Source organism: Dokdonia sp. Asnod1-B02 (genome assembly GCF_045063955.1).
GTDB lineage: Bacteria > Bacteroidota > Bacteroidia > Flavobacteriales > Flavobacteriaceae > Dokdonia.
The window spans coordinates 573,168-594,517 of sequence record NZ_JBEFNW010000002.1 but is presented as its reverse complement, the minus strand read 5'-3'; the positions used below and the strand labels follow the sequence as shown (position 1 = coordinate 594,517).

The 21,350-nt window shown below is 37.8% G+C and carries 21 protein-coding genes, 2 tRNA genes and 1 riboswitch; of the genes, 9 read left to right on the top strand and 14 right to left on the bottom strand.

What is annotated here, in order from left to right:
* Positions 1-143 precede the first annotated feature (143 nt).
* Positions 144-217 (top strand) — tRNA-Asn (locus ACJJVU_RS02745).
* A 493-nt stretch (positions 218-710) separates the two neighbouring features.
* Here ACJJVU_RS02745 and ACJJVU_RS02740 read toward each other — a convergent pair.
* From ACJJVU_RS02740 to ACJJVU_RS02700, 9 genes are all read right to left on the bottom strand, one after another.
* A tRNA-Asp gene (locus tag ACJJVU_RS02740) sits at positions 711-784 on the bottom strand.
* Between the two features lie 152 nt (positions 785-936).
* Positions 937-1,872 carry a DUF58 domain-containing protein gene (locus ACJJVU_RS02735; protein WP_405222040.1) on the bottom strand — a complete coding sequence of 312 codons (936 nt, stop codon included), beginning with the start codon at positions 1,870-1,872 and terminating at the stop codon, positions 937-939.
* Between the two features lie 103 nt (positions 1,873-1,975).
* Positions 1,976-2,524, bottom strand: coding sequence for a ClpP family protease (locus tag ACJJVU_RS02730; protein WP_298323739.1), 549 nt, complete (start codon positions 2,522-2,524; stop codon positions 1,976-1,978).
* A 200-nt stretch (positions 2,525-2,724) separates the two neighbouring features.
* Positions 2,725-3,042, bottom strand: a complete 318-nt coding sequence (gene trxA, locus ACJJVU_RS02725; RefSeq protein ID WP_035335387.1) for a thioredoxin — start codon at positions 3,040-3,042, stop codon at positions 2,725-2,727.
* Between the two features lie 146 nt (positions 3,043-3,188).
* Positions 3,189-3,890: a zinc metallopeptidase gene (locus ACJJVU_RS02720; RefSeq protein ID WP_405222037.1), complete on the bottom strand. Its 702-nt coding sequence runs from the start codon at positions 3,888-3,890 to the stop codon at positions 3,189-3,191.
* 190 nt (positions 3,891-4,080) lie between these two features.
* Positions 4,081-5,187: an alanine dehydrogenase gene (ald, locus tag ACJJVU_RS02715; protein ID WP_405222035.1), complete on the bottom strand. Its 1,107-nt coding sequence runs from the start codon at positions 5,185-5,187 to the stop codon at positions 4,081-4,083.
* Between the two features lie 125 nt (positions 5,188-5,312).
* Positions 5,313-5,582 (bottom strand): SemiSWEET family sugar transporter, encoded by a 270-nt coding sequence (locus tag ACJJVU_RS02710; protein ID WP_405222032.1) that lies wholly within the window; start codon positions 5,580-5,582, stop codon positions 5,313-5,315.
* A gap of 90 nt (positions 5,583-5,672) precedes the next feature.
* Positions 5,673-8,549 (bottom strand): leucine--tRNA ligase, encoded by a 2,877-nt coding sequence (gene leuS / locus ACJJVU_RS02705; RefSeq protein ID WP_405227441.1) that lies wholly within the window; start codon positions 8,547-8,549, stop codon positions 5,673-5,675.
* A gap of 182 nt (positions 8,550-8,731) precedes the next feature.
* On the bottom strand, positions 8,732-9,655 hold the full coding sequence (locus ACJJVU_RS02700; protein WP_405222030.1) for a ketopantoate reductase family protein: 924 nt from the start codon (positions 9,653-9,655) through the stop codon (positions 8,732-8,734).
* Between the two features lie 110 nt (positions 9,656-9,765).
* Positions 9,766-9,857: riboswitch (TPP riboswitch) on the top strand.
* A gap of 159 nt (positions 9,858-10,016) precedes the next feature.
* Between ACJJVU_RS02700 and ACJJVU_RS02695 the strand changes: the two genes are divergently transcribed.
* Positions 10,017-12,194 (top strand): TonB-dependent receptor, encoded by a 2,178-nt coding sequence (locus tag ACJJVU_RS02695; RefSeq protein ID WP_405222027.1) that lies wholly within the window; start codon positions 10,017-10,019, stop codon positions 12,192-12,194.
* A gap of 136 nt (positions 12,195-12,330) precedes the next feature.
* Here ACJJVU_RS02695 and ACJJVU_RS02690 read toward each other — a convergent pair whose 3' ends face one another.
* Positions 12,331-12,753, bottom strand: coding sequence for a hypothetical protein (locus ACJJVU_RS02690; protein WP_405222024.1), 423 nt, complete (start codon positions 12,751-12,753; stop codon positions 12,331-12,333).
* Positions 12,754-12,942: 189 nt separating this feature from the next.
* Here ACJJVU_RS02690 and greA point away from each other — a divergent pair, with 189 nt between their 5' ends.
* The 7 genes from greA (at position 12,943) to ACJJVU_RS02655 (ending at position 18,367) form a co-directional block, all read left to right on the top strand.
* Positions 12,943-13,419 carry a transcription elongation factor GreA gene (gene greA, locus ACJJVU_RS02685; RefSeq protein ID WP_339846481.1) on the top strand — a complete coding sequence of 159 codons (477 nt, stop codon included), beginning with the start codon at positions 12,943-12,945 and terminating at the stop codon, positions 13,417-13,419.
* A gap of 75 nt (positions 13,420-13,494) precedes the next feature.
* Positions 13,495-13,845 (top strand): four helix bundle protein, encoded by a 351-nt coding sequence (locus tag ACJJVU_RS02680; protein WP_405222021.1) that lies wholly within the window; start codon positions 13,495-13,497, stop codon positions 13,843-13,845.
* 40 nt (positions 13,846-13,885) lie between these two features.
* Complete coding sequence (locus ACJJVU_RS02675; protein WP_405222018.1) at positions 13,886-14,275, top strand: HIT family protein; 390 nt, start codon at positions 13,886-13,888, stop codon at positions 14,273-14,275.
* A gap of 127 nt (positions 14,276-14,402) precedes the next feature.
* Complete coding sequence (locus ACJJVU_RS02670) at positions 14,403-14,621, top strand: hypothetical protein (protein WP_405222015.1); 219 nt, start codon at positions 14,403-14,405, stop codon at positions 14,619-14,621.
* Between the two features lie 19 nt (positions 14,622-14,640).
* The gene (locus ACJJVU_RS02665; RefSeq protein ID WP_405222012.1) at positions 14,641-14,844 is read left to right on the top strand and encodes a hypothetical protein; all 204 of its coding nucleotides are present in this window, start codon (positions 14,641-14,643) and stop codon (positions 14,842-14,844) included.
* Between the two features lie 59 nt (positions 14,845-14,903).
* Positions 14,904-15,617 (top strand): GLPGLI family protein, encoded by a 714-nt coding sequence (locus tag ACJJVU_RS02660; protein WP_405222009.1) that lies wholly within the window; start codon positions 14,904-14,906, stop codon positions 15,615-15,617.
* Between the two features lie 56 nt (positions 15,618-15,673).
* Positions 15,674-18,367 carry an outer membrane beta-barrel protein gene (locus ACJJVU_RS02655; RefSeq protein WP_405222007.1) on the top strand — a complete coding sequence of 898 codons (2,694 nt, stop codon included), beginning with the start codon at positions 15,674-15,676 and terminating at the stop codon, positions 18,365-18,367.
* A 2-nt stretch (positions 18,368-18,369) separates the two neighbouring features.
* Here the strand turns inward: ACJJVU_RS02655 and ACJJVU_RS02650 are convergent, their stop codons facing one another.
* From ACJJVU_RS02650 to ACJJVU_RS02635, 4 genes are all read right to left on the bottom strand, one after another.
* On the bottom strand, positions 18,370-18,714 hold the full coding sequence (locus tag ACJJVU_RS02650; protein ID WP_405222004.1) for a hypothetical protein: 345 nt from the start codon (positions 18,712-18,714) through the stop codon (positions 18,370-18,372).
* Positions 18,715-18,736: 22 nt separating this feature from the next.
* A complete protein-coding gene (locus ACJJVU_RS02645) occupies positions 18,737-19,324 on the bottom strand; it encodes an NUDIX domain-containing protein (protein WP_405222001.1) in 588 nt (195 codons plus the stop codon).
* Positions 19,321-20,514, bottom strand: coding sequence for a sensor histidine kinase (locus tag ACJJVU_RS02640; protein ID WP_405221998.1), 1,194 nt, complete (start codon positions 20,512-20,514; stop codon positions 19,321-19,323). The genes ACJJVU_RS02645 and ACJJVU_RS02640 overlap by 4 nt, the downstream gene beginning before the upstream one ends.
* An 81-nt stretch (positions 20,515-20,595) precedes the next feature.
* On the bottom strand, positions 20,596-21,324 hold the full coding sequence (locus ACJJVU_RS02635; RefSeq protein ID WP_405221995.1) for a metallophosphoesterase family protein: 729 nt from the start codon (positions 21,322-21,324) through the stop codon (positions 20,596-20,598).
* Between the last annotated feature and the right edge of the window lie 26 nt (positions 21,325-21,350).

Genomic DNA, 21,350 nt, shown 5'->3' with positions numbered 1-21,350 from the left:
GATGATTATTTAAGCTCAAGAAACGCATTACTCCCAGGTAAGCATGATGAAAAAAAAGTCAAAAAAAAGTCAAAAAAATGCTTGATTTTTTTGGACGAGTGTAAAAAAGTTTTATATTTGCATCCGCTTACAAAAAGTAACACTCCTCAATAGCTCAGTTGGTTAGAGCATCTGACTGTTAATCAGAGGGTCCTAAGTTCGAGTCTTAGTTGAGGAGCTAGTAAGTAAAAGCCATACAGTCCGTATGGCTTTTTTTTGTGCCTTATTTTAAATGTGCTAAGTGACAAGCATTAATGAATGCTCACTATATAAATTCTTGCATAACCACCACCATAAGACCTAGCGCTTGCAACCTCTTGAGTCAATTAAAGCGTTTTACGGCATCATCAGCCCTCCCGAAAGCATCATTACTAGAAATATAAAAATGATGATCAAGAGCGCTTGTATTTGCTAGCACACTACTCATCTAAAGACTTAAAGATCATATCAAGAGTTGCCGTGAAAATCGGGAAAACTATAATGGGAGTTTATTTCTATTCCAAGCACCTAAGATTGCTCTAAAACAAAAAAAGCCTTTCCTACAGGAAAAGCTCTTCATCGGATTCAACTACAAATCCTACCACATGTGATGTGGCCAACACAACATCGTTAAAAGTAATCAATTACTTCTATAAACCAAAAAAAGCCCACGGACTGTGAGCTTTTTGTTGCGGTCTGGACGGGACTCGAACCCGCGACCCCCTGCGTGACAGGCAGATATTCTAACCAGCTGAACTACCAGACCGTTACTCCACTTTTTGAGACTTTGAGTATGTCTTAAATTTTTCAGTTTTTCAATCTCTAACTTTTTAATTAGAGAAGCAACATTGCTTTTGCTTCGTTGCGGGTGCAAATATACACTCGTTTTTTGATTACACAAACAAAAAATTAAAATTTTTAAATAAATTTTTGACGCTCCACTAAAAACGTGGTGAGTATAGGTGCAAAACCTTTTTCAATTACTGCTGGAATATACTTGATACGATACTGAGCACAACGTAGTTGCAAGTTTTTAAAGTACGTTTCTACCGCGCTTGTATAAATATCTCTAATATTATCTGCATATAAATTAATTGATGATCCACTCTCTACATCTACAAATTTACGCGGGCTATTATCAAATTTAAAGTCATATTCCTTCTCTTGACTATACGTATGAAAAAGAATCACCTCGTGTTTATTGTATTTAAGATGCTGCAACGCTTCAAATAATTGTTCTTGCTCTACATCATCTTGTAACATGTCAGAAAATAAAAACACCAAAGATCTACGCTTTAACTTTTCTGCAATGAGATGGAGGTGCTTGTAGGTCGCTGTTTTCTTTTCTGCTTTTGCAATAGCAGGATCTAGCACACCATTTAATTGATCTAATAACATATGGTGGTGTCTATCACTTCCCTTCTCTCCCGTGTAGAATTCATAATCGTCACTATAAATACTCATTCCTACAGCATCACGCTGCTTTTTCATGAGATTCATAATAGCGGCACTCGCAAGTGCAGAGAAGCTTATCTTATTAAGATCTGAAACGCTGTGCTCCTTTACAGCGGGATAATGCATAGAACTACTATTATCTAATATAAGGTGGCAGCGTAGATTAGTTTCTTCCTCATAGCGCTTTGTATACAGTCTATCTGTTTTTGCATAGAGTTTCCAGTCTATATGCTTTGTACTCTCTCCAGGGTTATAGATTTTATGCTCTGCAAACTCTGCCGAAAATCCATGAAACGGACTTTTATGCATCCCAGAAATAAAACCTTCCACTACCTGACGCGCGAGTAACTCTAAGTTACCGAAGCCTGAGGTTTTATTAAGTTCTGATTTGATATCCATTATGGGTACAATTTAAGTAGGTAAGATATATGTTTTGATACATTAAACACAAAGTGCGGAATAAATTCCGCACTTTGTGTTACTCATAAAATTATAAAGGAAATTATCCTTCATAAACCCCATCTGCAATCCCGTAGGCTACAGACTCCTCTGCTCCCATCCAGTGATCACGCTGGAAGTCTTTCATTATTTTTTCAAATGATTGACCACAGTTATCAGCAAGGATTTGTGCGCTCAATTCTTTTGTTTTTACAATTTCTTGTGCTGTAATTTCAATATCTGAAGCTTGACCACGTGCTCCACCAGATGGCTGGTGTATCATTACGCGTGCGTGTGGCTGTATAAAACGACGCCCTTTCTCTCCTACAGATAAAAGTAGTGAACCCATACTTGCCGCGAGACCTGTACAGATAGTAGAAACTGGACTTTTAATCATTTTAATAGTGTCATACATTGCAAAACCAGATGTTACATAACCACCCGGGCTATTAATAAACAGTTGGATCTCACCATGACCTTGTGCATCTAGGTATAAAAGACGATCTATCACGTGCTTTGCACTTTTATCATCTACCATTCCCCAGAGGAATATCTTTCTATCATCAAGCAACTGACTGTCAATTGCGTCTTGTACTTTCATTTTCTTTTCCATAAACATATGCCGCGATTACGGCTATTTATCGTTCCTGCCTAAACAGAAACCTCATCATTATTTTCTTTTAGTAATCAAAACTGCTACGTGTTGTATTGTTTTGCTTTCGCGAAAGCGTACTCTAGTAACAGCGCTCTAAAAATACAAAAAGGCTTGGCACAGTGCCAAACCTTTCTGATAATCTTATAAAAAGCTTGGATCTATAAAAGTCCGTCGATAGCTTCTGTGTAAGTTGCCTTAGGAGCAACGCCTACTTGACGTCCTACTACCTCACCGTTCTTAAACATAAGAACTGTAGGTATATTACGTACTCCGTATTTTGCTGCAAATTCTTGGTTTGCATCTACGTCTACTTTACCTACGATGGCTTTACCTTCGTATTCTCCTGCGATCTCCTCGATTACTGGTCCTACCATACGGCAAGGTCCACACCAAGCAGCCCAAAAGTCTACTAATACAGGCTTATCGCTGTTTAATACTTGCTCTTCAAATGTCGCATCTGTGATTTCTAATGCCATAACTATATATTTTAATTGTAATTCTATTTAATTCTACTATGCAAACTTAGTCAATAATTAATCCAAACCTTACAACGCTTATATCAGCTTTGATTATAGCGTCATTGTGACAGTTTATCATGAGTTATTTGACAGTATAACACTCCCTATCGTCTGCTGCCAAAAACTTGTAATGCAAAGTACAATAAGGTAGCTAGCGACCCTATAGCAGCTACAAGATATGTTCTTGCAGCCCACTTTAATGCATCTTCTGCTCCATCATACTCTTGTGGTGTTACCATATTTTCTGCCTTAAGCCATGCTAATGCACGGTTACTAGCATCATACTCTACTGGTAATGTGATGAGACTAAATATAGTCCCCATTGCGTATAATGCAAGACCTATAATTGCCACAGTACCACCTATTGCGGTAGAAGCCATTAATGCAACACCACCCATTATAACCCACATACTCATTTTTGACGCAATGTTTACAATAGGTACAAGCTTAGATCGCATTTGCAACCAACTGTAAGCTGTAGCGTGTTGTACAGCATGACCTACCTCGTGTGCAGCAACCGCCGCTGCCGAAGCATTGCGCTGCCCATAAACCACGTCACTAAGATTTACTGTCTTATCTCTAGGGTTGTAATGATCTGTAAGCTGTCCAGCTACAGAAATTACTTTTACATCTGTAATTCCATTATCGGCTAGCATTTTTTCGGCAATCTCTGCTCCAGACATCCCGTTGCGCAATTGCACTTCTGAATAATATTTAAATTTACTTTTGAGCTTGTTGCTTACTAGCATACTCACAAGCCCGATAGCTCCTACAATAATATAGTAGCCCATATATCCTCCTAACATAGTCGTTTATTTTAAAGTTGTTTTAGGTTTCTAAAGTTACAAAAGTATTATGCACAAATTAAGCCAAGATTACAATTCATCTTTTTACTATCAAGAGCCTTAAATACCCGTTGTAATGACAACTACATAAGATTATGGAATACATATGTTGTTTTTAAAAGTTCGCTTTCGCGAAAGCGTAACCCACAACCTATATTGCTAGCGGAACATATGGCACATCAAAAACCTCCGAAATCTCTTGATACACAACATCACCTCCTACTATATTCACTCCTTTTTTAAGAGTAGCATCTTTAAGACATGCAGCTTTCCAACCTTGGTCTGCAATTTTTAACACATAAGGCAGTGTGACATTGGTAAGCGCTACGGTGGAAGTATAAGGCACTGCACCAGGCATATTTGCCACACAATAATGCACCACATCGTCTATAATAAAGACTGGATCTTCGTGCGTAGTAGGTTTTGATGTTTCCACGCAGCCACCTTGATCTACAGCAACATCTACAATTACGGTACCTGGACGCATCTCCTTGAGCATGTCTCGAGTAATAAGCTTTGGCGCTTTTGCACCAGGAATAAGAACACCACCTATAATTAGGTCGTGCGTTTTTATATGTTTACGAATATTAAATTCATTTGAAAATTCTGTCACCACGTGTGGCGGCATGATGTCATTTACATGACGTAGTCGCTTCATGCTAATATCTAGGATGGTTACATGAGCACCTAATCCCGCAGCCATTTTTGCCGCTTGAATTCCCACTACTCCTGCTCCTAAGACTAACACCTTACCAGGACTCACTCCAGGAACTCCACCTAGAAGTACGCCTCGCCCTTTTACAGGCTTCTCTAGATATCGCGCTCCTTGCTGTATAGACATACGACCTGCCACTTCGCTCATAGGCGTAAGCAACGGGAGCGAACGGTCTTCCTCTTCAACCGTTTCATAGGCTATACATATAGACTCGCTGGCAATCATCGCTCTAGTGAGCGGCTCACTAGAGGCAAAGTGAAAATAAGTGAATACGATTTGATCTTTCTTAATGAGCTTATATTCTGGTTCTATGGGCTCCTTAACCTTTACAATCATCTCTGCGCTTGCATAGACCTCCTCAATCGTATCAAGGATTGTTGCACCCGCATCTATATAATGTTGATCTGTAAAACCACTATTAAAGCCAGCTCCTTTTTGAAGATGTACGCTATGACCTCTCTTTACGAGTTCATAGACTCCGCCGGGTGTGATGCCCACCCTGTTTTCATTGTTTTTAATCTCTGTAGGAACACCTATTACCATTGCTTGAATTTTGGCGTCAAGGTAACAGAAAGATAAAAAACTGCAGATTATAAAATACTAAAAATCAAGGGCTCTCATAATGATATTATCAAAAATAGCTATGAATTTCTAGTAATCTGAAAATGCTATTTTTTATCATATTTGATTTTAAAATAGAGCAACAAGAAAGAAGAAATCACTGTAACAGCATTTGCTAAGATAATGGCGAGACTTTCTTTAAGAACACCATAAACGAGCCAGAATACAATCCCTACAAAAAACATAGTAAACATAGGGAGACTCAAACCAGAGACATCCTTAGTTTTCCAGGTTTGATACACCTGAGGCAAGAAAGCCGCCGTAGTAAGTGTGGCTGCAACCAGACCTATAATTTCTATGTTATCAATTCCTGCCATAGCGACAACGTATTATTAATGTAATTACAAAACAAAAGCCTGCTCGTGAGCTATCTGAACACAAGCAAGCTATATATTAAAATCAGGTTATTACCCTACTATATTTACAATCTTACCAGGCACAATAATCACCTTTTTAGGCGTACGACCATCTAGATACATTTGTGTTTTCTCGTTTGCCATAACTACTTTTTCTATCTCATCTTTAGATAGATCTAGTGGTAATTCTAGCGTAAACTTCATCTTCCCATTAAAAGAGATAGGATAGTTCTTTGCACTTTCTACAAGATGACTTGCATCAAATATTGGGAAAGCAGCCTCAGAGATACTTTCTGAGTGACCAAGCTTGCTCCAAATTTCCTCTGCGATATGCGGAGCATAAGGAGCGATGAGTATTACCAGAGACTCAAGTACTTCTCGAGAAGTACACTTTTGTGCTCCTAACTCATTTACAGCGATCATGAATGTAGATACTGAAGTATTAAAACTAAAGTTCTCTATATCCTCTTCTACCTTTTTAATTGTTTTATGTAAAGTTTTGAGGCTGTCTTTACTTGGCGCCTCATCTGTTACATTAAAAGCTTCGTCTGCTCCATTGTGGTAGAGCTTCCAGAATTTCTTTAAGAAGTTATGTACTCCTGTAATTCCTGCCGTGTTCCAAGGTTTTGCCTGCTCAAGCGGACCTAAGAACATCTCATACATACGTAGCGTGTCTGCTCCGTATTGCTCACAGATTTGATCTGGATTTACTACGTTGTACTTAGACTTAGACATTTTTTCAACCTCGCGGCCTACTTTATAAACGCCATCTTCTAAGATAAACTCTGCGTTTTTAAATTCTTCACGCCAGTTCTTGAAAGCTTCTACATCTAGTTCATCTGATGCGTTGACTAAGGAAACGTCTACGTGGATTGCTTGATAAGATTTTCCTTCTAACAACCCAGCAGAAAGAAATTTACTCGTTCCTTCCTCTCTATACACAAAAGCACTAGTCCCCAAAATCATCCCTTGGTTGATCATCTTTTGGAACGGCTCATCTACACTTACGTGTCCTCTATCTTTTAAGAACTTCACCCAGAAACGTGAGTACAATAAGTGCCCAGTTCCGTGCTCAGATCCCCCTATATATAAATCTACATTACCCCAGTAATCCATTGCCTCCTTTGAAGCAAAGACTTCATCACGCTGTGCTTTCTCCATATACCTAAAGAAATACCAGCTACTTCCCGCCCATCCGGGCATGGTGTTGAGTTCTAGCGGGTAAATTCCGTTTTGAGACTTCTGGTCTGCGCTCGAAGTGACAAGATCGTTAGATACTACTTTGTTATTCTTAGTATCCCAAGCCCACACATCTGCACGGCCTAATGGTGGCTCGCCTTCTTCTGTAGGTAGATATTTTTCTACTTCTGGAAGTTTAATAGGTAAATGAGCAACGTCAATCATCTTTGGGATTCCGTTCTCATAATACACTGGGAATGGTTCTCCCCAATAACGCTGGCGGCTAAACACCGCATCACGCAATCTATAGTTTGTTTTACCTGCTCCTGCGCCTATTTTTTCTAACTCGTAAATCGCAAGTTTTACAGCTTTCTTATATTTTAATCCGTTTAAGAAATCTGAGTTTGTGATAACCGTAGTTGCCTTGTCTGAAAAAGCTTCTTCTGAAATATCTACGCCTTCAAAAACGTTAGGAATTGCAATATCAAATTTCTCTGCGAAGTCATAATCACGTTGATCACCACAAGGAACTGCCATCACGGCTCCTGTTCCATAACCAGCAAGTACATAATCTCCTATCCATACTGGAATAGGTTCCTTTGTAAAAGGATGCTCTGCATATGCACCAGTAAATACACCTGAGATAGTTTTTACATCTGCCATACGCTCACGTTCAGAACGCTTTGCTGTTTTTTCAATGTATGCTTCTACAGCTTCTTTTTGTTCTGGAGTTGTAATCTGAGCTACTAACTCATGTTCTGGAGCTAGTGTCATGAAAGACACTCCAAATATCGTATCAGGGCGTGTCGTAAACACCGCTACACTTTCGGCATGATCTTTAAGAGAGAACGTAACCATCGCTCCTACAGATTTTCCTATCCAGTTGCGCTGTGTTTCTTTTATTGATTCGCTCCAGTCTATTCCTTCAAGTCCTTGGATTAAACGCTCTGCATAAGCAGAAATACGCATAGACCATTGTGTCATTTTCTTGCGTATCACCGTATGACCGCCACGCTCAGAAACTCCGTTTACAATCTCATCATTTGCAAGTACGGTTCCAAGTGCTGGGCACCAGTTTACTTCCGTTTCTGCGAGATAGGTAAGGCGATATTGTAATAATATATCTTGTTGTTCTTTTTCTGTAAATGCATTCCACTGCTCTGCAGTAAATGGTGCGATATTATCATCACAGGCAGCGTTTACCTCGGCATTTCCAGTTTTCGCGAAAGCGGAAACCAGCGTTTCTATCGCTTCGGCTTTATCTGCATCCTTATTATACCAAGAATTAAAAAGCTCTGTAAAAATCCACTGCGTCCATTTATAGTATTCAGGATTTGAGGTACGCACCTCACGACTCCAATCAAAAGAAAAGCCAATTTTATCCAGCTGTTTTCTATAACCGGCAATCACATTTCCTTGATTATCTACACCGCCCTCAATATTCACCTTTGTAGTCACCGCAGGATGCTGCCCGGTCTGGATTGCATACTGCTCTGCAGGTAACCCAAAAGAATCATATCCCTGTGGATGCAACACATTAAACCCCTTTAAACGCTTGTAACGCGAGTACACATCACTTGCAATATACCCAAGCGGGTGACCCACGTGAAGCCCTGCCCCAGAAGGATAAGGAAACATATCAAGCACATAATATTTAGGCTTATCACTGTTATTTGACGCGTGAAAAGTGCCTTTATCTGCCCAGTATTGTTGCCATCTGGCTTCTATCTCGTTAAAGTGGTATTTCATGGTATATGTATTATTTATACGCTTTCGCGAAAGCGTGCTCTTCCTCATTTAAGGGGGCAAATTTACAATTAATTATGGGGAATTATATAGTAGGTAATAACATGCTTTGGTTATCATTATAATACTCACTCTTGCTTGCTTATCGTAATGTGATTTCTAGTCGCTACGCTCTGTCGAAATGACTATTTTCTTGCCTGTTGTTCTTGAGGTAATAGCAGTTCATAAATCATCTCATTTACGGGTGTAGGCACACCTAGTCTTTTACCTTCCTTCACGATATAACCATTGAAGTTTTCTAGTTCGCTAGGTTTTCCAGCCATGATATCGCGCTGAGTGGAAGCTGTGGTCTCATGCGCTTGTTTACTAATGGCTTCAAACATATTTTCAATAGTTTTCTCTGAGAGTATGATTCCTTTTGCTTTTGCCACCTCAAATACTTCTTGCGCGGTCTTGCGCATCAGTTCTTTTATATAGGGCTGCTCTCTCATCACGCCTATAGGTACTCTTGTTAATCCACCTATGGCGCTTATGGTTGTGATAAAAAGAAACTTTTGCCAGATGGCTACTTGAATATTATCTGGGACAGCCGCATTAATTCCTGCATCTGTAAATACGGACACTATTTTTTCTAGGCGCCCTGTCTTACTATTATCCTGCTCTCCAAAGAGTATTGCAGGCGCTATATCTGGATTAGAGATCACTCCTGGCGCTTCAATAAAACTTATCATACGGCAAAGTCCTGCGAGCACTTGTGATTTAGGTACCACCGAATTAAGGACCTCTACGTTACTTGCTCCGTTTTGCAAAGGGAGGTATAATGTATTTTCATCACAATATTGCAATATATCTTTTACAGCGCTCTCTATTTGATATGACTTCACTCCAAAGATGACTAGATCTGGCGTTTCAATCTTACTAAGATCATCTGTTGCTAGATACGGAGTCGCTTTAAAGTCTCCTGTTATACTTTTTACTTGTAGTCCATTTTCTTGTATCGCCTTGAGGTGTTCTCCTCTAGCAATCATGGTTACTTTATTTCCAGCAAGTGCGAGTTTCCCTCCAAAGAATCCCCCCACGCCACCGGCTCCGTAAATCAAAATATGCATCGTTTTATTGTTTTCTTAGGACTAGAGAATTCTAGTCAGTTTAAAAATACAGTAAGCGGATTTATTTTTTCTTTATAATATCTTAATTAAAAACTCTAGTATATCTTTGCAAAATCTCAAAGGGGTGCTTTTCACGAAGCTGAGATTATACCCATTGAACCTAGAACAGGTAATGCTGTTTAGGAATGAGGAACATGTCTTTCCAGATAACGCTATACAAATTAGCTTTTCTAGTGTTACCATATTTCTCTTGAGAAGCACTATGGTGCACCCTCTTCAATATGTGCTCACGGCACAGGTATGTAAATGCTAACTTATTTAGAATATTTGCCCTTTGTATTCGTAACTAAACCATATACGGATGAAAAAGATCCTATTGAGTATGATTGCGCTTGCAGGAATTACAGCTAGTGCACAAGAGAAAACAGTGGTAGACACTACAAAAGTAGAGTCACTTGATGAAGTTTTAGTTCGTTCTGTACGAGTAAAAGCCGACTCACCAATTACGCATTCCAACCTTACAAAAAAACAAATTGCAGAGCGCAACTTAGGACAAGACATTGCTACGCAGCTCAACTTTTTACCAAGTGTAGTAACAACCTCAGATGCAGGTGCAGGAATAGGCTACACAGGTTTTAGAGTGCGCGGTACGGGTAATCAAGGCATCAATGTTACTATAAATGGAATCCCATACAATGATGCAGAGAGTGCAACGACGTTCTTTGTAAATCTTCAAGACTTCAGCTCTTCTGTAGAGAGTTTACAGTTACAACGTGGTGTAGGATCTTCTACTAATGGACCTGGAGCCTTTGGAGCAAGTCTTAATATTCTTACAGATGCAATTTCTAACGAGGCATATGGTGAGATTTCTAACTCTTTTGGGTCTTTTGGTACGCGACGTCATAATGTAAAATTTAGCACAGGCTTGCTTAACGATCACATAGAGATATCTGGTCGTTTATCGCAGATTAAGTCTGACGGTTACATCGACCGTGCGTCATCTGATCTTAAATCTTACTTTTTGCAAGCAGCCTATAAGGATGATAATACGCTTATCAAGCTTATCAACTTTGCAGGGTCTGAAGTTACATACCAATCTTGGTTTGGTATAGATGCTGAGACACTAGCCGAAGATAGAACCTTCAACCCTGCAGGACAGTTTACAGATGAGAATGGTGAAACACGCTTTCACGAGAATCAAGTAGATGATTACAAGCAGGATCATTACCAACTGCACTGGAACCAGCGTTATGACAATAACTGGAGCACACAGCTCAGTATAAACTACACCTATGGTAGAGGCTTTTTTGAAGAATACAAGGAGGATGAAGATCTTGCATTTTACAGCATTGCCCCAGTAGTTATAGGTAGTGAAACCATAGAAACATCAGATATTATAAGACGTCGCTGGTTAGACAATGACTTCTATGTGGCAAGTGCGACAGCAAATTACAAGGACAACAAGATTGACTTTGTAGGTGGTGCTTACGGTAGTATTTATGATGGAGACCATTTTGGCGAAGTGATTTGGGCGCGTTTTGCTAGTGATAGTGAGACTGGTGACAACTATTACTTCGGGACTGGAAAGAAAAAAGAATTTTCTGCTTTCGCGAAAGCGAACTACCGCTTCAATTCTAAATGGAGTGGATACTTAGACCTACAGCAGCGCTTTATCTCATACACTACAGACGGAATCAACTCTGACGTTGCCGAATTTATTGTAGACGAAGACTATAGTTTCTTTAACCCGAAAGCAGGTCTTTCTTATAAAATAGACAGCGAAAACCAATTATATGCATCTTTTGCAAGAGCAAATCGCGAACCTAACCGTACAGATTTTGAAAACGGAGCACCGCGTCCAGAGCGTCTTAACGACTGGGAATTAGGATGGAGATACAACACGAGCCGCGTGTCGCTTAATGTAAATGGATATTATATGGGATATCGTGACCAGCTAGTTCTTACTGGAGCGCTAGATGATGTAGGAGCACCTATACGTGCAAACAGTGGTGAGAGTTATAGAGTAGGTATTGAAATAGATGCTGCAGTTGCGATTACTGATAAGTTAATGATACAACCTAACCTGGCGCTAAGTACAAATAAAAACAAAGACTTCGTTTTTGAAAGAGATGGTGTATTAACAAACCTAGGCAATACAAATATCTCTTATTCTCCAGATGTAGTAGTGGGTAACACCATAAGCTATAAACCTGCAGAAAATCTAAGATTGAGCTTCTTATCAAAATATGTAGGAGAACAATATCTAGGGAACATCGATAGCGACTTTTCAAAGCTAGACAGTTACTTTACAAATGATTTAAATATAAGTTATGAGATAAAGGATGTGTCTGTTTTTAAATCAATTATCCTTAACGGATTAGTAAACAACATCTTTAATATAGACTATGTGTCTAACGGGTATTTCTTCACCTATGATGATGATTTCTCAGTACCTAATGAGATTACAACAATTGAAGGAGCGGGCTATTATCCGCAGGCGGGAATTAACTTCTTAGTAGGAGCTACACTTAAATTTTAAGGGATAAACGACCTTATTATTTAATTTTCGCTATATTTAAGACACTAAAATTAAACAATGTGTAATCAGTTGGGGGACTGAACTACAAATTGTAAGTGAGAAGCCGCCTCTTTTGAGTCGGCTTCTTTTTTTACTTTTAGTTAAATACGGTGATGCTATTACCAGAAGCATTTACTCGGTAATTAAGCATTGTGTATTCTAGCACTTCATTATTAGACTGCCCAGTAAAGAGGTTGTAACTATTATCATCATCACACTGGCATTTTACATTGATACCATCTATGACCATAAGTGAGCAATCATTAGGCGCATGGTTAGGATCTGATGCTTCCCACGCAACAATGCTGCTACCTGTATTAATAACAAAAAGACCACGTATACCTCCATTTTGAACATAGATAGGGTTACTTGGGATTTCTAAATCTAGTACTTGGATAGCGCTCAATTGCGTAGAAAAGTTCACATCTAGTAAGAAAGGATTACGCTGGTTTCCATCATCACTATTTGTGCATGAAAAACAAAAGACAATAAGAATAACAAAGGTCAATATCTGACGCATAGAAGTATTTTTTTTACGCTTTCGCGAAAGCGTGATTTCAATAATTTAGGCTCGCAAGGTACCATAAAACGGTAAAGGATTTAAAATATTTTGTATATTCGTGAGACACGTCCCGAAGAGGGACTTTTTTTATGTGTATGCATAAAATGACAACATTTTTAAACTAATTATACTTAAACCGGATCTATTATGAGTAAGGTAAATTATTATACACCAGAGGGCTTAAAAAAGCTTAAGGACGAACTAAATCAACTACGCGATGTAGAGCGCCCAAAGGCGTCGCAAGACATTGCAGATGCTCGTGACAAAGGAGATTTAAGTGAGAATGCCGAATATGATGCCGCAAAGGAAGCGCAAGGTATGCTAGAAATGCGTATTGCTAAACTAGAAAACCTAGCCTCAAATGCACGTATCATTGACGAGTCACAGCTGGACACTTCTAAAGTACTAGTACACTCTAGCGTCAAGATTAAAAATCAAATAAATGGCGCTATGATGACCTACAAACTAGTAGCTCAAAATGAAGCCGACATTAAAAAGGGCCTCATCTCTGTAGACTCACCTATAGGTAGAGGACTGCTAGGCAAGGAAGTAGGTGAAGTAGCCGAAATTCAAGTGCCAAGTGGCGTGATGAAATTTGACATTGTTTCTATCTCAAGGGACTAAGTAGAACTTGAAGTTGAAGTTGAAGTTGAAGTTGAACGAGAAGTTGAAAAATGAAGATGGCTAAAGAATTATAATATGAGCGATAAACCTTTCGATTTGAGTGAACGACTGGAAGATTTTGCTGCTGCGGTTATTATACTTTACAGTAAAAAACCATCTTCATTTGCTGCAGAATATCTCGCAAAACAATTGATAAGATCATCTTGCTCATCTGCTTTAAACTATGGAGAAGCCTTAGGGGCGGGAACTACTAACGATAAAGTTCACAAACTTAGAATTTGTTTAAAAGAACTAAGAGAAAGCATGCGCAATCTCAACATTCTAGTTAAAGCAAATATATTATCCGAAGACAATCTCGCATCGCTTAGAAATGAAAACGATCAACTCATAAGAATAATCGTCACCAGAATTAAAAATAGTAAATAAGGAGCTTGTTCGAGTTCAGTTTCAATTTCAATTTCAAATTATGCCAAGCATTTTCACGAAGATTATAAATAAAGAAATTCCAGGACACATCGTTGCCGAAGATGATAAACACATCGCTATTCTGGATGTAAATCCTAATGCAAAAGGACATATACTTTGTATTCCTAAAAAAGAGGTAAATAAAATATTTGATCTTGAGGAACAAGAATATCTCGACCTCATGCTATTTTCTCGTAAGGTTGCTATCGTACTAGAAAAAGCAGTGCCTTGTAAACGCGTAGGCGTTTCTGTAATAGGTCTTGAAGTTCCTCACGTGCACGTACACCTTGTACCACTACAAACTATGGAAGATATCCAGTTTAAGAAAAAAGTGACGCTTAGCGATGGTGAGTTTAAAGAGCTTGTAGAGGTTATAAAAAGGGAGTTTTAGAAACATAAACACCTGCTATTCAATTAATAATATTTCTAACTTTCTAAACTATTTGTAAGATTTTTCTTTGTTTGTTCGTTTTTTTTTTTTTAGGTTTGAAACTCATTAATCTAAAAACCAATATATTATGAAGAAAATTTTATTTCTAATTGTTTCCTCTTTTATTTCATTTAATGCATTTGCCACAAATATAAATGACTTTAAAGAAGAACAAGGTGAAGACTGTGTTGATTTTGCTCAAGAAGGCATTCAACTAGAGATGGACACCTTTGGCCCTATGACTTTTACTGAATATAACTACGCATTTCTCGCATGGTATGATTTATGCGATCAAGCTAAAAACTAAAACCACTTAAAACTAAAATATGAAAAAAATAATTTTAACCGCTTTACTCACTATATGCTTAACGAACTCTGGATTTGCTAATGTAATAATTTCAGATTGTACGCAATTTGCTCATGATGCTGTGGCATATGAAGAAGAGCAATTAGGAGTACAATATGACTTCAACACTTATTTGGAAGTTATGAATCAATGGGACATGCTTTGCAAAGCTGCAGAACAATAAATATATTAAGAATCAATGGGGATGATAAAAGTTTATTATCCCTATTAAATTATTTGTAAATGAAATTAATATTTAGCTTACTTTTCGGCTTATCATTTTTTGTAATACATTCACAACAGTCAATAGTAACCTATAGCAAAAGGCTCTTAATAGATGATTCTGGAAAACAAAACATAAAAAAAGTTGCGGCCATAAATTCTTCCTTCGAAAAGCTCTCGTTCACTTTGAGATACAATAAAGAAGAATCTATATTTAAAATGGATGACTTCTTAGATGATGGACTTTCTAAAAATTTGAATACTGCACTTCGAATAGGTGGCGGAAATGGGGTGTATGCTTCTGACAAAAAGAACAAATCACTTCATTATATTGAATATTTTGGAGAAAACTACGTAGTTGATTACACTACTGAGTATAAAAACTTAAATTGGATTCTAGATAATAACTCAAAAACTATAAATAATTATTTATGTTATAGAGCTACTACTACTAGAACCATAGAAAACCCCACTGGTCTTTTTGAACAAAAAATTATTGCATGGTTTTCACCTGAATTGAACTCTTCTTTCGGTCCAATTGGTTATGGTGGATTTCCTGGCTTAATCCTAAGTCTTCAAATTGACAATATTGAATACACTGCAACAAATATTCAATTGAATATAATTGATAATGATATTATTGAGTTCCCAAAAAAAGGTAAATACATAACTTATAATACTTATCTTGATATATCTAAAAAATTATACGAGAAGATGATAAATCGTAAAAATTAAATTTATAAATAAACCTCTATTTACAATCCTTGAGGGAGGGGGGAAATTAAAAAAATTTGCAGCACAAAAATTTTAAAATTCATGTATATACAGTCCTACTTTTATTAGTGGGACTTTCTTCTTTTGCTCAAACTGTTGTATTAAATGGCAAAACACTGGACACCCTGCAAAGTCCTTTACCTAATACAAACATCCTCTTCTTCCCTACTATTCAAAACGAAGATAAAGTACGTTTCTCCATCACAGATCAAGAGGGTTTTTATCAAGTTACTCTTAAGGAGGACATCTCTTATTTAATGGAGATTAGCTATCTGGGATTTACTACTTATAAAGACACCATAAAGTTATCACAAGATACCACGAGAAATATCACTCTTACACCATCTACCCAAAGCCTTGAAGAAATTATTCTCACAGAGCGCACACCCATTAAAATACGAGAAGACACCATCACGTACCGCCCAGAAAAATTCTTAACGGGTGAAGAACGTAAACTACGTGACGTGCTTAAAAAATTACCTGGACTAGATGTAGACCGCGCGGGAAATGTTACGGTAAATGGGAAAGAAGTAACCAAACTTCTTGTAGATGGAAAAGAATTCTTTACGGGTGATGAAAAACTAGGAGTTAATAATATTCCCGCTGGAGTCATAGATGAAATAGAGGCGCTAGATAATTATAATGAGGTATCATTCTTAAAGGGATTAAGTGATAGCGAGCAACTGGCTCTTAATATTAAACTTAAAGATGGCAAAAAGAAGTTTGCCTTTGGAGAACTAGAAGCGGGCGGAGGTATAGAAGACCGCTATCTCTTGCACCCTACCTTATTTTATTATAGTCCAAAAACGAGTGTGAACGTTATAGGTGACTTTAATAATATAGATAAAAAGTCATTTACCACTCAAGATTATATTGATTTTGAGGGAGGCTTTTCTCGCCTAGCAGAAGATCCTAGTGCCTATTTTAAATTATATAATGATGAGTTTGCACGATTCTTATCACAACGTGACTTTACCTTTAATCGCAATAACTTTGGGGCATTATCTATAAACCAGGCCTTAACTCCTCAACTTGACCTTAGTGGTTATACCATCCTATCTGGTGGCGACTTAAAAACGCGTCAAGAAAATAGTATTACCTATTTATCTGGTCAAAACATAGATGAACAGCGAACGACAACTCAAGAGAACAGCTTGTTTTTTAGTCTTACTAAAGCTTCTTTACGCTACATGGGAGAAGAAAACCTTAATATGAACTATGAAGTATTCTTAAAAACTAATAGTGGTGAGGGAAACTCTTCTTTGGATTCATTTACAGCTACAGAGAGCACCTTTTTAAATCAAAAAAACATTCCAAGCTCTTCAGATATTACGCAAAAATTAAGTGTCAATAAACAATTTACTCCCAAGCATACTACATCTATAAATCTAAGTCATAAATATGTAGATACTGATACTCGAGGAGATTGGAATTTTAATAGACCTATTTTTACAGGTATCATTCCTATAGAAAACACTGGTGATGCTATCCTGCTTGACCAAGTGCGCAAAAACAAGGGGCATGACCTCAACTTTAATGTAAAGCACTACTGGGTGTTACAACGTTTTCACCACATCTACCCAGAAGCTGGCATACGCTACATTGATCAGCAATATGATACTAGCGACTCTCAAGAGCTAGAAAATAATACTAATAACTTTACCGCTGCTGGATTTAATAATGACCTAGACTATCGCCTTTCTGACACCTATGCAGGGATGCAATACAAAGCAAAAGCAGGTAAATTTATATTTAAACCTGGTATCTTCTATCACTATTATGATTGGAAAATAAAGCAGCTAGACACCGAGCTTCGTCAAACTGGAAAAACTGTAGTACTTCCAGAGCTCAGCGTAGACTGGGAACTTAACAGCTCTCATAAAGTAAAATTGCGCTACAATCTCAACTCACGTTTTGGAGAAGCAAGCCAGTTTGCAAATAGATTGAGGCTTAGCTCCTTTAATCAAGTATTTGCAGGTAATGAGCGGCTAGAAAATGAGTTATATCATAGTGCGAGAATTACCTATAGTAAATTTAGCCTATTTAAGGGAACTTTCTTAAATGCTGGGTTTAATTATACAAACAGGCTGCAATCCATTAGAAATAATACTGTGATAGAAGGTATAGATCAAATCAATACAATTGTCTATACTTCACTACCAGAAAACAGCTATAGTGGCAATATTCAATACACAAAACTACTAGGAGACTGTAAGATAAAGGTAGGAAGCACCGCATCCCTATCAGATTATTCGCGTGTGATAAATACAGTACTTCAAGATTTTGAATCGCAAAGCTATTCGTATTCTTTAGGTTTAGAAACGCGCTTTAAAAATGCACCAAACGTTGAATTCAATTGGAACCAGCGTTTTAATATATTTGAGTCTGCAACTACCAGCTCAAACTTTACTCAGATCAATCCATCTGTACATCTAGAGTATCGATTTTTTAAGGACTTTGTGATTGATGCAGATTATAACTTTACATACTACGAGAATAAATCACTTAGTCAAATTAATAGGTTTTCATTAGGGAATACCTCTCTGCTATATGCTCAAGAAGACAGCCCCTGGACGTTTACTATCGATGTAGATAATATATTTGACACTCGTTTTAAAAACGAAAATAGCTTTAATCAATTTCTCATAAGTGACACTCGTACATTTATACAAGAACGTACGGTACTGTTTAAAATAGCTTATGGATTTTAAATTTACAAACTACTAACCAACGCAAAAACCACAATAGCGATAACTGCTACAGCTATTGCCCCTATCACATAGGTTTGTGATTTTACTTTAAAGAAGGTTTCCTTTTCGGCGCGTTTTAGGTTGTACTCATAGAGGCGCTCAATATCTGCAGTCCATTTTACGGGATAAATAGGAAACTCACAGTGCTTGCAGTATATCTCTTCACGTACTACATCTGTCGCTTTTTTTACCCAGAAAGTATCTTTCCACTCTTGTTTGAAACTTAATTCAAGGCCACTATTACTGTAGCATTCTGGGCAGTTGCACTGTAAAATAGTCGTTTGTATGGTCTTTAATTCGGTTGTCATAAAAGAAGTACGATGTATATGGCTAGTTAGATCTTTCCATGATTCCAGATAGCGCCAAATTTTGCAGCAAGATTACGGTTTTTGCATCTCTTATCTCTCCATTTTTTAATGCTTTTAACGCTTTCGCGAAAGCATACTCAACCACAGTGATATCTTCATGTTCTGTTACCAAACCTCCGCCATTACTTACTTTTTGTTGCTCCTCGTATGACGCAAGAAACATATGAATGCGCTCTGTACTTGCGCCAGGAGTCATAAAAAAGTCACCCACTTTTGTAATGGCATCAATATCATACCCCATCTCTTCTTCTAACTCCCTAATGATCGTTTGCTCTGGAGTCTCATCTTCTATCATGCCTGCACAAGCTTCTATAAGGAAACCACTATCCTCATTAAGATATGCTGGCAGTCTAAATTGCTTTATGAGCAATACCGTTTGCCTTTTTACATTATAAAGCAGTGCGCAAGCTCCATCACCACGATCATAAACCTCGCGTCGCACCTGATCCCAAGAGCCATCTTCATTCTGATAGTCAAAATAGACTTTTTTAAGCGTTGCCCACTGGTCACTTATAACCTCTTCTTTTATATTTTTTACACGTGTATTCATTCGGCTAGTCGTAGGGAGATTTGCATAGTGGTTCCTTTGTTTAATTCTGATTCCAGTACTCTTATTCGTCCGTCATGATACTCCTCAACAATACGTCTTGCGAGCGAAAGTCCAAGACCCCAGCCACGTCTTTTTGTAGTAAAACCTGGTTCAAAAATATTATTAAACTTAGATTTTGGGATTCCTTTACCTGTATCTGTAATTAGAATTTTGGCAAATCTGGTGTCACGTGAAATTGCGATAGTTAATGCTCCTTTACCTTTCATGGCATCAATCGCATTTTTAATGAGGTTCTCAAAAGTCCACCCATAGAGTTCTTTATTAAGCATCACAGGCAATTCCCCTTGAGGAACATCCAAGGTGAAATTAATGAGTTTTGAGCTTCTCTTGCTCAAATAATCATAGGCTTCTTGTGTTTCTGCTATGATATCTACTTCTTCTAGATCTGGGACAGAGCCTATCTTACTAAAACGATTTGTAATGGTCTCTAGCCTATTGATATCCTTAGTCATCTCTGCAATATAATCTGGATCTACATTTTCTGTTTTGAGAATTTCTGTCCAACCTACAAGGGATGAAAGTGGTGTCCCTATTTGGTGTGCGGTTTCCTTTGCCATACCTGCCCAAAGCAGATTTTGAGCTCCAGCTTTTGAGGTTAAGTAATAGAAGTAAATCAATGCCACAAAGAGAATAACAATCACAATAAGCGCAATAGGAAAATACTTGAGCTGATTAATAACAGATGAGTTTCCGTAATATAAAATCTGGCTATCTACACCATCATAACCTATCACAATAGGCTCATTAATGAGCGCATACTCCTCTGCAAGTCGTTTAAAATCTTCTTGCGAGAGTTTATCTTCTTTATTGATGTTTCTAGGTGTGTAGTGATTTTCTTCTATGCTGTATAAAAGTATAGGGATGGTTCTGTTATCACCTATAATAAATTGCTGTAAGGATATAAGCTCGTCAGAAACAATGCGTGTATCCCTGTTTCTAGTTTCTAGATTAACATCACTTGTATTTGCAAATGCTCTGTAAGCAGCGGCATAAATCTCCACTTTAGAACGCTCTGCATCCTTGAGCTGATCAAAAAACAGCGACACATTCCACAATATAAGTGTGGTAATGATAAGCGAAGCGATGATGATAAACCATCTCGCAATGTGCGGCTGGGCGCTAAAGTTCATAAAGTATTCTTTGTGTTAAAGATACGGGAGAAATTAAAAACGCCGGACCTCCCTATTAATTGCTTCTTGCAATGCCAACTATTAATTTCTACCTATTTCATCTGGGTATAATGATGGAAGTGCATCACTTTGCCAAAACTCCTTTGTATCTACATCCATTACCGTAAGTGAACCCTTAAAAGCTGCTCCAGTGTCAAGATTCCAGATGTTTGCTTTATTTACAGGAACAAAGGAATTAATGCGCGTAGTGGGTGTATGACCTATATAAATCTCTTCAAATAGTTGTAAACGTTTAGGATATAGTGGGTCTTCCTTTTTGAGATCTTCTCTCATTGCACAAGCCATTTCCCAGAGTGTACGATCCCAGTAAAATGCAGTACTATGCCACTCGTATTCTGGACCGTTTAAATTTTGAAAACCTGCATGACAAAAAAACCGATTTTTATCATCTAGATAGTAATCCTCAAAAGTCTTATAAAATTCAATATGCTCTTTAATTTCTTGAGCAGATCTCTTTTCATAGCAATCAATTGTACTTTGCCCGCCATGCTGTAACCACTTAGGAGACATTGTTTTTCCTTCTAGCCATTGCTGCACAAGGTCGTCATGGTTACCACGTATTAAAGTAACTTTTTTATATTCTTTCTTGAGGCGCATTAACTCATCTATAACTGCATCACTCTCACTCCAGCCGTCCACATAATCTCCTAAAAAAATGAGATGATCATCTTGTGTGACATTCGCCCTCTCCATTGCCTGCACTAAGGCTCTGTAACCTCCGTGTATATCCCCGAAAACTAATGTTCTCATACTCTTATTCTTTCTTTTTTAATTTT